11 protein-coding genes are annotated in these 11,782 nt (G+C 58.5%); 3 read left to right on the forward strand and 8 right to left on the reverse strand.

Going from position 1 to position 11,782, the window contains the following annotated elements:
- Positions 1-41: 41 nt before the first annotated feature.
- Positions 42-638: a TetR/AcrR family transcriptional regulator gene (locus QWJ34_RS11825; protein ID WP_302727947.1), complete on the reverse strand. Its 597-nt coding sequence runs from the start codon at positions 636-638 to the stop codon at positions 42-44.
- A gap of 104 nt (positions 639-742) precedes the next feature.
- Positions 743-1,504, reverse strand: coding sequence for a 3-oxoacyl-ACP reductase family protein (locus tag QWJ34_RS11830; protein WP_302727949.1), 762 nt, complete (start codon positions 1,502-1,504; stop codon positions 743-745).
- Positions 1,505-1,937: 433 nt separating this feature from the next.
- Here QWJ34_RS11830 and QWJ34_RS11835 point away from each other — a divergent pair, with 433 nt between their 5' ends.
- The gene (locus QWJ34_RS11835; protein ID WP_302727950.1) at positions 1,938-3,512 is read left to right on the forward strand and encodes a methyl-accepting chemotaxis protein; all 1,575 of its coding nucleotides are present in this window, start codon (positions 1,938-1,940) and stop codon (positions 3,510-3,512) included.
- A 140-nt stretch (positions 3,513-3,652) separates the two neighbouring features.
- On the opposite strand, the gene QWJ34_RS11840 is transcribed toward QWJ34_RS11835, so the two are convergent.
- A complete protein-coding gene (locus tag QWJ34_RS11840; RefSeq protein WP_302727951.1) occupies positions 3,653-4,720 on the reverse strand; it encodes a M23 family metallopeptidase in 1,068 nt (355 codons plus the stop codon).
- Complete coding sequence (locus tag QWJ34_RS11845) at positions 4,717-5,883, reverse strand: WD40 repeat domain-containing protein (RefSeq protein WP_302727953.1); 1,167 nt, start codon at positions 5,881-5,883, stop codon at positions 4,717-4,719. The genes QWJ34_RS11840 and QWJ34_RS11845 overlap by 4 nt, the downstream gene beginning before the upstream one ends.
- A 293-nt stretch (positions 5,884-6,176) precedes the next feature.
- Here QWJ34_RS11845 and QWJ34_RS11850 point away from each other — a divergent pair, with 293 nt between their 5' ends.
- The gene (locus tag QWJ34_RS11850; protein WP_302727955.1) at positions 6,177-8,024 is read left to right on the forward strand and encodes a FapA family protein; all 1,848 of its coding nucleotides are present in this window, start codon (positions 6,177-6,179) and stop codon (positions 8,022-8,024) included.
- Positions 8,025-8,106: 82 nt separating this feature from the next.
- Here the strand turns inward: QWJ34_RS11850 and QWJ34_RS11855 are convergent, their stop codons facing one another.
- Together QWJ34_RS11855 and rph are read right to left on the reverse strand one after the other, a co-directional pair.
- Positions 8,107-8,721 carry an XTP/dITP diphosphatase gene (locus QWJ34_RS11855; protein WP_302728216.1) on the reverse strand — a complete coding sequence of 205 codons (615 nt, stop codon included), beginning with the start codon at positions 8,719-8,721 and terminating at the stop codon, positions 8,107-8,109.
- 59 nt (positions 8,722-8,780) lie between these two features.
- Positions 8,781-9,539, reverse strand: a complete 759-nt coding sequence (rph, locus tag QWJ34_RS11860; RefSeq protein ID WP_302727957.1) for a ribonuclease PH — start codon at positions 9,537-9,539, stop codon at positions 8,781-8,783.
- A 209-nt stretch (positions 9,540-9,748) separates the two neighbouring features.
- Here rph and QWJ34_RS11865 point away from each other — a divergent pair, with 209 nt between their 5' ends.
- Complete coding sequence (locus QWJ34_RS11865; RefSeq protein WP_302728218.1) at positions 9,749-10,306, forward strand: phosphatidylglycerophosphatase A family protein; 558 nt, start codon at positions 9,749-9,751, stop codon at positions 10,304-10,306.
- Between the two features lie 173 nt (positions 10,307-10,479).
- On the opposite strand, the gene QWJ34_RS11870 is transcribed toward QWJ34_RS11865, so the two are convergent.
- Positions 10,480-11,250 (reverse strand): enhanced serine sensitivity protein SseB C-terminal domain-containing protein, encoded by a 771-nt coding sequence (locus tag QWJ34_RS11870; protein ID WP_302727959.1) that lies wholly within the window; start codon positions 11,248-11,250, stop codon positions 10,480-10,482.
- A gap of 227 nt (positions 11,251-11,477) precedes the next feature.
- Positions 11,478-11,630 carry a hypothetical protein gene (locus QWJ34_RS11875; protein WP_302727961.1) on the reverse strand — a complete coding sequence of 51 codons (153 nt, stop codon included), beginning with the start codon at positions 11,628-11,630 and terminating at the stop codon, positions 11,478-11,480.
- Positions 11,631-11,782 lie beyond the last annotated feature (152 nt).

Genomic DNA, 11,782 nt, shown 5'->3' on the forward strand with positions numbered 1-11,782 from the left:
AGATGATTGCAGGGTGTTTGAGCTGCGAACCGGTATCTATTTTATTGATAGGTCGCGAAGGGGAGCATGACATTCTTGATCACTTCTTCAAGATCTTCGCGGCCGACGCCGTTGGCTGCCTGAATCGACATTCCGGCAGCCAGAGTAGCGATATATCTGGCAAGACATCTGGAATTAGTATCGGCTGCCGGATCTTCCTCCCGCTTCAACTGTTCCAATCGTTCATACAGCGCATTTTCCACTTGAATCCGCTGTTCGGTTAGCAGTTGTTTGACAGGATCGGATTCCTCACTGCAGGCAAGAGCGCCCTGAATCGTTAAACAGCCCGGAGCACGGCCGGAGTTTACAGCCGTATCCGCCGAAGCTTGCAGAAACTTTTCAATTACGGCATACGGGGTCGGCTCCTTCAACGCATCCAGCGTTGCCTGAACCGATTCATGATGAGTATATAAATCCAGCACCTTGCGAAACAGCTTTTCTTTGCTGCCAAAGGTTGCATAGAAGCTTGAACGGTTAATTTTCATCGCTTGCGTCAGATCCGTCAATGAAGTTCCTTCGTAACCTTTTTCCCGAAAAATATCCAGAGCCTGTTGAAGCGCCCGCTCAATATCAAAAGCCCGTGGGCGTCCTGGTGCCATGACCATTCCTCTTTTCGTAAAATAGATACCCCGTATTTTACTACACAGCCGATTATCTGTCATGGTACCGGCCTCTCCGGACTTTGACTAAAAGTTAGCCGCGATCAGATGTTAAAGCCTCCATCGATATTCAGACTGGCTCCGGTGACATAACCCGCTGCAGGCGAAGCCAGATAGGCGGCAAGATCGGCAATCTCAGCCGTATTTCCGTATCTGCCCAGCGGAACCAGGCTCTTGATAAGCTCAATCTTGGAATCGTCTGCTGGATTCGAATCGGTATCGATCATTCCGGGCTGAATATTGTTGACGGTGACCCCCTGCGGCGCTAGGTCGCGAGCCAGTGCTCGCGTCAATCCGGCTACGGCGGCTTTGCTGGTGACATACGGCGTATTCTGCGGGAATGGGTTGCGCTCGGCGGAAATGCTGCCAATATTGATAATACGGCCGCCCGGCCGCATCTGCGGACCCACGATCCGGGCCGCGGCGAATACCGCTCTCACATTCAGATTCATCACCTGATCGAATTCCTCCAGAGTGACCTGATCATAGGATTTCTGAACGATGCCGGCGGCATTGTTGACAAGAATATCAATGCTGCCCAACGATTGAAGCGTCTGCTGTACCGCATTGTCCAACGCTTCCGGATCTGCGCTGTCGGCTTGAACGGCCAGTGCCCGGCCATGCGCGTTTTTAATTTCCTGTACGAGTTCTTCCGCGCGGCTGCCGGAACTCACATAGGTAAAAGCAACCGCCGCTCCGTCTTCGGCCAGTTTCTTAACGATAGCTGCGCCGATGCCGCGCGCCCCTCCGGTAACCAGCGCGACTTTTCCAGCCAGCGGTTTGTGCGTTTCTTGTGTCGTATTCAACAGTAAAACCCCTCTCCCGTTTAATTTTGTACCTATTGGTTCAAAAATAGGCGCAATAATGCTTCCTTCGATAGCCCTATCGTTATTTCGACCGGGTTTTGATCAAGTCGGCATCCTTGGTTTTTAATTATGAACCAAAGAGTACAAAAATACAAGTACCTGCTTTTTTCGATTTTTTCAGCTTCGCTGCTGAGATTAAGCACCTGTTCCCGCTTCACTTGCTCGATATGTACGCTCCTTCATTTTCAAGCAATTAAAAACCCCTCCTTCCGAAATGGTTTTCGCTTATATTGTAGGAATTTCGCCAATTTTTTCTTTCCTCTTCTCTACACGAAAAGGGTCTTTTTGCCGATAATGGAGGTGGGACTTTCGCACCCTGCACACTTCACCGCTGCGAAGTACCGCTTACTATAAAGATGGGGGAAGTGAGCGTGTGAGCAACCTCGACCGCATTATGTATCAACGAAACAAAATTGTAGCCTGGCTGTTATGGGCGGTATTTGTTCTGCTTGGCGCAGCCAGTCTGGACATGTCCGCATCGATCAAGATTGCGGCCGGAGCGATAGGCGTATTCGCCCTTTCGTTTACCGTGCTGACCCTGCGCAAACAGGCGCTGCACATCCTGCCGTACGCAGCGGCGCTGTTCTTCGCCGCGGCTTATACCGCCGCGATGACGGATACGATCAACGTGCTGGCGGCCCTGGTGCCGGCGGCGCTGCTGCTCCTGTATCCTTTTTACCGGTATACGCTGATTTATTCCGCGATTACCGCCGTCGGCATGAGCGTCGCCTGGCTGCGCGGCGCCGACGTCTTCATGCCGCAGGACCGCATCATGACGCTGGTCTTCACGGTCGTCGTCTTTGCCGTTATCGCCGGCATTCTGGTGTGGGTCGGCTACCTGAACGAGAAACTATCCCGCGAATTGGCCGCGCAGCGCGAACGCCTGAGAGCCAATGCCGGCCGGATCGACCAGGTGCTGAATCATGTGAAAAGCGCCGTGGAAGAATTGGGCCGTTACGCCCGCAAGTCGAAAGAAAACGTAATGCTGAACGAGATGATTACCGGTGAAATTACCAGCACGTTCGCCCATGTCGCCAAAGGAGCCGAAAGCCAGGCGCGCAGCGTTATCGAAATCACCGACAAAATGTCCGCCAACGATCACGAGATCGAAGGCATGGTGCAGAACTCCTCGGTTATGCGCGGGCTGTCCGAGCATACCGCCAACGTAACCCAGGAAGGCGCGGGCCGCATGGTCGAGCTGCGCCGGCAGATCGATCAGGTCTACAGCGTCATGAGCGATACCGCGCACGATATGGAGCTGTTCCGCGAGCAGAACGACCAGATCGCGCAGATCCTGACGACGATCTCCGAGATCGCCAGCCAGACCAACCTGCTTGCGCTCAACGCGGCGATCGAAGCGGCGCGCGCCGGAGAAGCGGGCCGGGGCTTCGCGGTCGTATCCGACGAAGTGCGCAAGCTGGCCGAGCACTCGCGGGAATCGGCCGAGCAGATCGGCGGCATCCTCGGCGAACTGCAGAGCGGCACCGAGCGCTTGATGAGCCAGGTCAATCGCGGGCGCGAAGCGGCCGAACAAGGCCTGGGAGCGGCGCAGCGGTCGGAGCAGGTATTGACGGAAATCAACGAAAATACGCACAAACTGCTGGATCAAGCTGGCGAAGTCGAACACCGCTCCGAGAAAATGAAAATTTCTTCGTCGGGCGTAATCCATCAAGCTGCGGCCATCTCGGCTGTTACTCATCAGACGAACGCTTCAATGGACGAAATTCTCGCCGGCATGAACGAGCAAAAATACATCACCGACCAGATGACCGGCAGTTTCGTCCAGCTGGAGAAGCTGATTGCCGATCTCAAAGAGATGACGACCGTGCCGGCCGAAGAAGTGCCGGCGGTGGAACTTCCGGCCGGCCGCAAGAAAAATCGCAAAGCGGAACCCGCGGCGGAAACCGCTCCGGTTCCGGCGGTGAACGAGGAAGCGATCGCGGGCTGATTGCGGCAGTTTCCCGCTTCGCCGCAAGATACGCGGAGTGCCAAAAAGAGCTTTTCCCGGCTAATCGTCCGGGAAAAGCTCTTTTTGCTTTGCCTCTTTCTTTTTTATGCCGCCGTTAACGCCTTATCGGTTGCATGCGCTCAGCGAATCGTAAAAGCTTTCGCAGCCGCGTCGGCGCGAGCCCGGGAAGAAGCGTACAGCACCCTCTCCGGATGCTTGTAGAACTGCGGCCACAAGCCGTGCCGGTACGATGCCGAGTTCGGGAACGTCGGATCGTCGGCCCGCATGACCGCGGCGTAGACGTAGACGGTCTGGCCTTTTGCCGCGCCGGTCGCCTGCCGCAGATCGATCCGGTAGCGCAGCGTATCGGCGTTGTACAGGCTGAAGCGGACCGGGGACATCTTCCATTTGCCGCCGGAGCCGATCTTGTAATGCAGCTGGATCTCCGCCGGGCGATCGCGGTCGTACGTATTGGTCTCGGGGTTGTCGGTCGACGCATACGCGGTCAGATACAGCAGATTGCCGTCCGTCCAGTCCGCCGACACATAATCGAGATCCGACCCGGCGTTCCACGTTTCCGGCGACGTATAGCGGTAGAACAGATTCATCGGCATCGTCTGCGCGCCCGCCGCGCCGCTGCGGCTCCGGCTGGTCTGCATGATATGCAGATGCGGATCGTAATTCTTCGCCCGGTCGATCGTGCCGATCACCGTCGTCTCGGTCACGTAATCGCCGACCCGGATGCCCGAGCTTCCCGTTCCCGCCGGATCGATATGCAGGTATTTGACGTATACGCCGTCCGGCGTCCCGTCTCCGTCCGTATCCTGATCGACGATCACGCTGCCGAGCTGCGCCGATGTGTCGTGCTTGACCTCCGTTACTTTGCCCGGCAGGATCGCATACACCCGCTCGCCCGAATTCATGGCGATATCCGAACCGTTATGCGGATTGGTGCCGCCGACGACATTGCGCGGCTGATTGGTCTTGCTTGCGACCGGCGCATAGCGTTCGACCAGTCCGCCCGCGTCGCTGCGCCCCGGCGACATCGCCGGCGCAATCATCGCTTTGACGCCGTACTGCTGCATAAACGCCGCTCCGTAGTCGGCGGCCGAAGCGGCCGACACCGCGCTCAGCGCAAGCAGCGCGCACGCGGTCAGCAGGACTTTGCGCCAGAACGAGCCCGGACGCCCAACGGTTCTCCCGCTCATTTCGCCGCCTCCTTTTCCGTGTCGATCGCATACGTCGATTCCGCGGCCGTGCTCCGATTGCGGACCTGCACGAGCAGGGTCCCGCCGTCGGCCCAAGATACGCCGATGACGGAGCCGCCCGCCGGTTCGTCGATCCGTTCGTACTCCAGGGTCGCCGGGTCGATCAGCAGCAGCGTGGAAGCCGCCTTCGTCCGGTCCGGCGCGTTCACGACGGCAAAAAGCCCTCCGTCCGCCGATGCGGCAATCGAACGTACACGGTTCAGCCCGCCGCCCCGGAAGGTTCGCGCCGCTCCGGTCGAGAGATTGCGTACGCCGAGCGAGCCGTCCGATATCTGCGACAGCAAATAATTGCCGGCCGCGGCGGAAACCGAGTAGGACGAAACAACCTTCGCCGCCCCTCCCCCGCCGCTGTCCACCTGCGCGATGCCGCCGTCGCCGAGATCGAGGTAAAAGCGGTTTTTCGCATCCCAGCCCAACACCTGATAACCGGCTCCGTATACTTTTTTCTCCGCGCCCGTGTTCAGGTCCTTGATCCAGTTCTCCCCGTCCTCGCTGCCCGTCGCCGTCACGGCGCGGTTCGTCCAGAACAGCACTTTCGTTCCGTCGGGACTGACCGACGCCCGCTGTCCCCAGACCACCATCGGCGGCGTGCTTTTACCCGAAGGCCATTTGCGCACCGATTTGCTGTAGGCGCCGGTTTGTCCTTTCAGAAAAAGAGACAGGGTCCGCCGCTCGCCGTCCAGCCTGTAGATCGAAGCCGCATACTCGACCAGCGCGTCGCCGCCGGGCAGCGGATGCAGGTCGTAGCCGAGATCGGGCGCCGGCAGCAGCGTAGTCTCCCCGCCTTTTTGCGCATAGCGGAAAGTCAGCGTATCATTCAGTCCGTCGGCGGTCAGTCTGGCGGTGAATGTTCCGGTTTTTCCTTCCGCCGCCGAAGTCTGCGCCCGAAGCGCCGCTTTTCCCGCTGCCGGATCGATCGAAGCGGCCGCTTTTTTCTTGTCGGCCCGTCCGGGCAGCACCACTTCCGTCCCGTCCACGACCGCCGTTCTTCCCGGCGTTTTGCCCGCCCGCGTCCAGACGCCGGCCGGATCGGCCAGCGCCGCTCCCGAAACCAGCGTCAGCAGCAGCGCGGCCGCGGCGGCCGTTTTGATTCCTTTTCGCATTTTTTCCGTTCCTCCTTCATTGCCGGATTATGATTTGAATTCGGGGTTTGTTCTCCGCAGTACCCCCGTAATGTACTCGAAAACCCGTTATCGTGCAATAAAGCGGTCAATTTGGAAATACTTATTGAAAAATAGGACCAAAGATATTATTCTATTCTGTGACAAAGACTTATATCCCTGTTTACATATTCTTTAAGAGGCCATATTCGATCAAATGGATTTCCAAAGTCCTATATCCATTTCACTCCCGCCAAGGCGTCTGATTTTTATCATTTATGAGGAGGTCTTTTCGTATGCCGTCAATTGGGTCCAATCAGGAAACGGAAAGCGCCGCGGATGCCCTTGTTTTCACCGAAAACGGCGGTATGGAAAGCGGACTTTCCGAACAGCGGCAGAGCGAAGCGGACGGCGCGATCGAGACTTCCGGAGGCGCGCTGCGAGTTCTCGATCCGCAGGAAGACGGAACGCCGGCCCTGCTGATCCCGAATCCGCCGCTGCGGCTGTGGGTCAACGGTTCCGAGCTGCTCGAACCGCTGCACGTGAGCGCGGGCGACCGGATCGAATGGGAAATGCCGGAGCGGCCGCTGTTCGCCGTCGACGCCGCGCCGGGCGGCATGCAGGCGCATATCCGCGTCTACGCCGATACGCAGTATGCCTGGAAGCTCGAAGACTCGGCTCCGGCGGCTTCCTGCGTCCCCCGGGCGGTCCCCGACTTGAAGAAGCCGCTCAAAAAACTCGGCATCGCCGAGATCATGGCGGAGATCGGAACGATGGGCATCTGCAAAAATCTCGACGTGCCCGCCGTCGTGCAAGCGCTTCAGGACGCCGACGGACAGCCCGTGCCGTTCGCGTCCGGTCTGGAAGCGGTGCAGGGCGAGGACGCCCGGCTGGAATTGTTTTTCGGCGAAAAAATCGAAAACGCGTTCGAAGAAGTCGCGGGCGCGCTGGATTACCGCAATCATCTGCGCATTCCTTCGGTGCAGCCCGGCGATCCGCTGGCCCGGCTGATCCCTTCCGCCTCGGGCGAACCGGGGTACGACGTATACGGCAAAGTCCTGTCGCCCGACCCGGTACGGGAGATCGAACTGCATGCCCGCCAGCATGTGGAAGCCGGGCCGGACGGTCTGTTCACGGCGCTCAAAGCTGGGCGGCCCTGCATCACTTCCGGCGCGGTCCGCTACCTCGATATCTCCGACGCTTACGTGGTCGCGGGCGATGTGGACCTCAAAACGGGGCATATCGTGTTCTCCGGCGACGTGGCGATCCAGGGCAGCGTCACCGACAATATGATCGTCGAGTCGCTCGGCAACGTCTACGTCTCCGGCGGGGTTTATCACGCCACAATCACCGCCGCCGGCAGCATCACCGTGCTGGGCAGCACGATCGGCAGCCGTTTGTATTCCGGCAGCTTCGGCCTGGCGTTCAACCGGCTGTTCCATCTCTCGCAGCAGCTTCGCGAAGAGATCGGCCAACTGCTGAGTGCCGCGCGCATGCTGTACGCCGAAGTGTGCAAGCGCGGCCAGTCCGCGCGTTTCGGCCAGGTGGCGCTGCTGCTGCTCAAGACCAAGTTCAAAGAAATCCAGCCGCGGATTCGCGAGCTGCTCCAGGTGATGGTCACGGTGCAGCGGAGCACCGGATCGTCTTCAAACGAATTCGCCGACGACCTGAATCTCATGCTGTCCCCGGCGCTGATGATCGAAGCGCTGGACGAGCAGGTGCTGTCGCGCCTGGAGCAGAGCCTGGAGAAAGAGCATTCGTTCGTGTCGGATATGCAGCAGGGCGATTCGCGCATCGAGCTGTCGCGCTGCCAGACGAGCACGATCAAGTCAAACGGCGATATTCTCATTCACCGCGAAGGCGTACTGCAAAGCGATCTGTACTCCGGCGGTTCGATCGCGTTCGCGAATCCGGTCTCCGTCTGCCGGGGATCGTGCCTGGAAGCGGAAGACCGGATCGACGCCCGGACGGTCGGCAGCGCGGGCGGCGCTCCCTGCGTGCTCAAAGCCAAGCACAGCATTCAGGTTCAGCGCATGTACGAAGGCCGGATCGCCGTCGACGGCTTGAACCGCGATATCTTTGCTCCGGTGGAGAATCGGACTTTCGGGCGGCAGGATATGGATTTGGAATCGGCTTTTTCATAGAACCGGACCTTCTCGACAAAAAAAGCGCAAACCGGATTCCTCCGGTTCGCGCTTTTTTTGTTCCAGGTTTATGGAGGCGGGTCTACTCCCAGCTGCCGCCGAGTTTGCGCAGCAGTTCGCGCAGAGCGGCGCCGCGGTGGCTGATCCGCTGCTTCTCTTCGACGTTCAGTTCGGCCATGGTGCGTTCGAACTCCGGCACGTAGAACAGCGGGTCGTAGCCGAAGCCGCCGGCGCCGGCCGTTTCGGCGGTGATCCAGCCTTCGACGCTGCCTTCGGCTTCGATGCCGCGGCCGGTGGCCGGGTCGTAGAGCGTCAGCGCGCAGACAAAGCGCGCGCCGCTGAGCAGCGGCTGCTCGGTGTCGTCGCCCTGGCGCAGCTTCATCAGCTCATCCAGCAGCTTCTCGTTGTTGGCGGAGTCGCTGCCGTGCTCGCCGGCGTAGCGGGCGGAATAGATGCCCGGCGCGCCGCCGAGCATATCGACGCACAGGCCGGAGTCGTCGGCCAGTACGGACAAATTCAGGAAATCGCCGATTTCTTTCGCTTTCTTAAACGCGTTCTCGGCGAAGGTCGCGCCGTCTTCTTCGACTTCCGGCGCTTCCGGATAATCGTGCAGGCTGCGCACTTCTTTGCCGAGCGGAGCGAACGCATGACGGAATTCGCGCACCTTTCCCATATTGCGGGTCGCGACGACGACGATTTCTTTCGTTTCTTGCGCTTCATTTGCTGCTTCGTTTGCCGCCGGTTCAGGTTTTTCGCTCACGCCAATCCCCCGCTTTCATGCTGTCCGATCTTCATCGCGTTTGCGCCGAGCGCTTCTTTTTGCACGAAAATCATCTGCCGGATACCCGTTTCCCCGAGTTCCAGCATGCCGTTCAGCTCGTCGCGCGTAAACGGGGAATCTTCGCCCGTACCCTGCAGCTCGACGAACGCGCCGGCTCCGGTCATCACGAGATTCATATCGACTTTGGCCGTGGAATCTTCCGCGTAGCACAGGTCCAGCAGTCCTTCGCCGTCCACGATGCCCACGCTGACCGAAGCGAGGAAATCCGTGACCGGATAGCGTTTCAGCTTGCCCTGGGATTCCAGCTTGTTCACCGCCAGGCACATCGCCACGAACGCTCCGGTAATCGAAGTGGTCCGCGTGCCGCCGTCTGCCTGGATCACGTCGCAATCGACGGTGATCGTGCGTTCGCCGAGCGCTTGCAGATCGACGACCGAGCGCAGCGCCCGGGCGATCAGCCGCTGGATTTCCATCGTGCGCCCGCCCAGCTTGCCTTTGGCCGCTTCGCGGATATTGCGGGTATGCGTCGCGCGCGGCAGCATCGAATACTCCGCCGTCACCCAGCCGCGTCCCTGCCCTTTCATAAAAGGAGGCACTTTCTCTTCGACCGTGGCGTTGCAGATGACCTTCGTGTCGCCCACTTCGATAAAGACCGAGCCTTCCGCGTATTTGTTCGTTCCCACTTCGATCTTGACCGGGCGAAGTTCGTCCGGCTTTCTGTCGTTCCTGCTCAAGTTGTTGTCCTCCGCATCTGCCGGTTCTTGGAACCGGCGGTTATTCTGTTTTCATTTTAGCAAACTCGGCCGCCCGGCGCACGGACTTCGAACCCGGATTTGGACTTTGCTTCCGAAAATGATTCAGTCTCCGCGATTTTGTACAGTTGTAAGTAAGAGAGGTGAAGATCATGCAAACGCCGGACAAACCGACAGCCAAAGAAGAGAAAATGGGCGTGCCCGAGAAGCAGGCCTACTCGCTGGACAGCCGCAAGGTCGCCGAAGCGACGCGCAAATGGTTGAGCCAGCGCGGCGTCAAGATCGAGGAAATCGCGGAACTGGTTCTTTTTTTGCAGAAAAAATATTACCCGGATCTGACCATGGAAGAGTGCATCCACAATGTGGAGAAAGTGCTGGAGAAGCGCGAAGTGCAAAACGCCGTCCTGACCGGCATCCAGCTCGACGTGCTCGCCGAGGAAGGCAAACTGCTGTCCCCGCTGCAGGAGATGATTAAGAACGACGAAGGCCTGTACGGGGTGGACGAGATTCTCGCCCTGTCGATCGTCAACGTCTACGGCAGTATCGGGCTGACCAACTTCGGTTATGTGGACAAGCTCAAACCGGGCGTGCTGGAGCGGCTGAACGACAAAAGTATCGGGCCGGTGCACACGTTCCTGGACGATATCGTCGGCGCGATCGCGTCCGCGGCCAGCAGCCGGATCGCCCACAACAAGCAAAGCGAACGCGAAGTTTCGGTCGAGCTGCCCAAGCAGCCCGGCGACGATTGAACGCCATTCAAGCGTCGTTCGACGTTTGAGCCTTGAAGACGCATGAACCAAACAAAAGACCGGAAGCCGGACAAAAGCCGCATTCAGCCGCTTTTTCCGCTTCCGGTCTTTTTCCGGTGTCCGACCTATGCGCTTATCCGCCAGGCCGTCTTCCGGATCGAGGCGAACCGCCTTCAGCGCGCGAAAAATCCCCGGCGTTTCCGCTTCCGGTAAAAAGGCTCGCATTCGCGCTCGAAATAACGTTCCAAGCCGCTTACGCCGTCCAACTGCAGGAAATCGACCGGCGGATCGGGCACGTGCGCGCTTCCCGCCGCTCTGCCCGCCGCCTGCACGACTTCGTTCCAGCCGTCGTCCGATTCGATCGCAATCAGCGTATGCGGCGGGTCGCCGGTTTCCGGGTTGTAGTAATGCGCATGGTAAGCCAGATTGACATTCGGCATGGAATCGAATACCCGTTCAAGTTCTTCCAGCAGCTCCCGCGGCTCTTTGGACGGACGGCCGAGCATCACCTGCGTTTCCTGCTCCACCGTATAACTTTGCGGCGGCGCATAGATCGCTCCGTCCAGAATCGCTTCGATCTCGGCAGCCGGAAATTCTTTGCCGAATTCTCCGCCCGGATTCAGCCAGACATCGGAGCCGCGCACCAGTCCGAACAAATCCATCGCGTTCATCGACAGATACTGCATCTCCCGATCGATAAACCGCTGCAATTCCAGCAGGGAGCTGAACACGGGCAAATACGATTTGCCTTCGATGTCCACGCTGGGCAGCCGGACGGTCGTTTTCTCTTCGAGCTCGCCGTTTTCGACCGGGAGTTCCCCGCCCATGTGCACGGTGTACAATTCGGCCCGCTCAAGCTCCCGGTAGAATTCCCCTCTCCGCGACGGATCGTGTACGGCGGCCGCCAGAATCCGTTCCAGTTCGTTTTGGGGTTCGAAATTCATCATCTTCCTCCTTTGCCTGCTCGGATGGTTTCGGAAATTTAGACCCTGTTTACAGAATTTTTCCCTAAAAAAAGTCTGTAAATCATTTCATTGGTTCCCATTATACCTGTTCAGGGATATAAAAAAACGAAGAGTCTCCCAAATGCGGAGAAACCCTTCGTTTTACCTACCAAGTTCATACTTTATTCACGCGTCTACAGCCGTCCTTTTCGGCGCGCTCTGTGTATTCAGACGGACTTTTTCTCCGCTTCGATCTCTTCCCGCGCGCTCACTTCTTCGAAACCGTCGTCTTTCGGCCCGATGTACCCTCGCAGCACGTCGTCGTAATAATCGTCGTAGTCGTACCAGTCTTCATAAAGGTCGGATTTTCTTTCCAGCATTGAAATTCCTCCTCCTCTCGCGGAGCCTGAACCGATTCGGTCCGGCTTCGGCAGCAGTTTCGGGAATAAACGGAAACTTCCGGCTCGGCGGAAATCCGCTTCTTCACCGTTATGAAGGTGTTTCTACCGTTAGCGTACCAGCGCCTCGTTAT

Source organism: Saccharibacillus sp. CPCC 101409 (genome assembly GCF_030518235.1).
In the GTDB taxonomy this organism is placed as follows: Bacteria; Bacillota; Bacilli; order Paenibacillales; family Paenibacillaceae; genus Saccharibacillus.

What these genes read in the sequence shown, in the direction of transcription:
- QWJ34_RS11870 (WP_302727959.1), bottom strand. Translation starts at nt 11,250, where the DNA reads ATGAATTTCGAACCCCAAAACGAACTGGAACGGATTCTGGCGGCCGCC.
- QWJ34_RS11850 (WP_302727955.1), top strand. Translation starts at nt 6,177, where the DNA reads ATGCCGTCAATTGGGTCCAATCAGGAAACGGAAAGCGCCGCGGATGCC.
- QWJ34_RS11865 (WP_302728218.1), top strand. Translation starts at nt 9,749, where the DNA reads ATGGGCGTGCCCGAGAAGCAGGCCTACTCGCTGGACAGCCGCAAGGTC.
- QWJ34_RS11825 (WP_302727947.1), bottom strand. Translation starts at nt 638, where the DNA reads ATGGCACCAGGACGCCCACGGGCTTTTGATATTGAGCGGGCGCTTCAA.
- QWJ34_RS11875 (WP_302727961.1), bottom strand. Translation starts at nt 11,630, where the DNA reads ATGCTGGAAAGAAAATCCGACCTTTATGAAGACTGGTACGACTACGAC.
- QWJ34_RS11840 (WP_302727951.1), bottom strand. Translation starts at nt 4,720, where the DNA reads ATGAGCGGGAGAACCGTTGGGCGTCCGGGCTCGTTCTGGCGCAAAGTC.
- QWJ34_RS11845 (WP_302727953.1), bottom strand. Translation starts at nt 5,883, where the DNA reads ATGCGAAAAGGAATCAAAACGGCCGCCGCGGCCGCGCTGCTGCTGACG.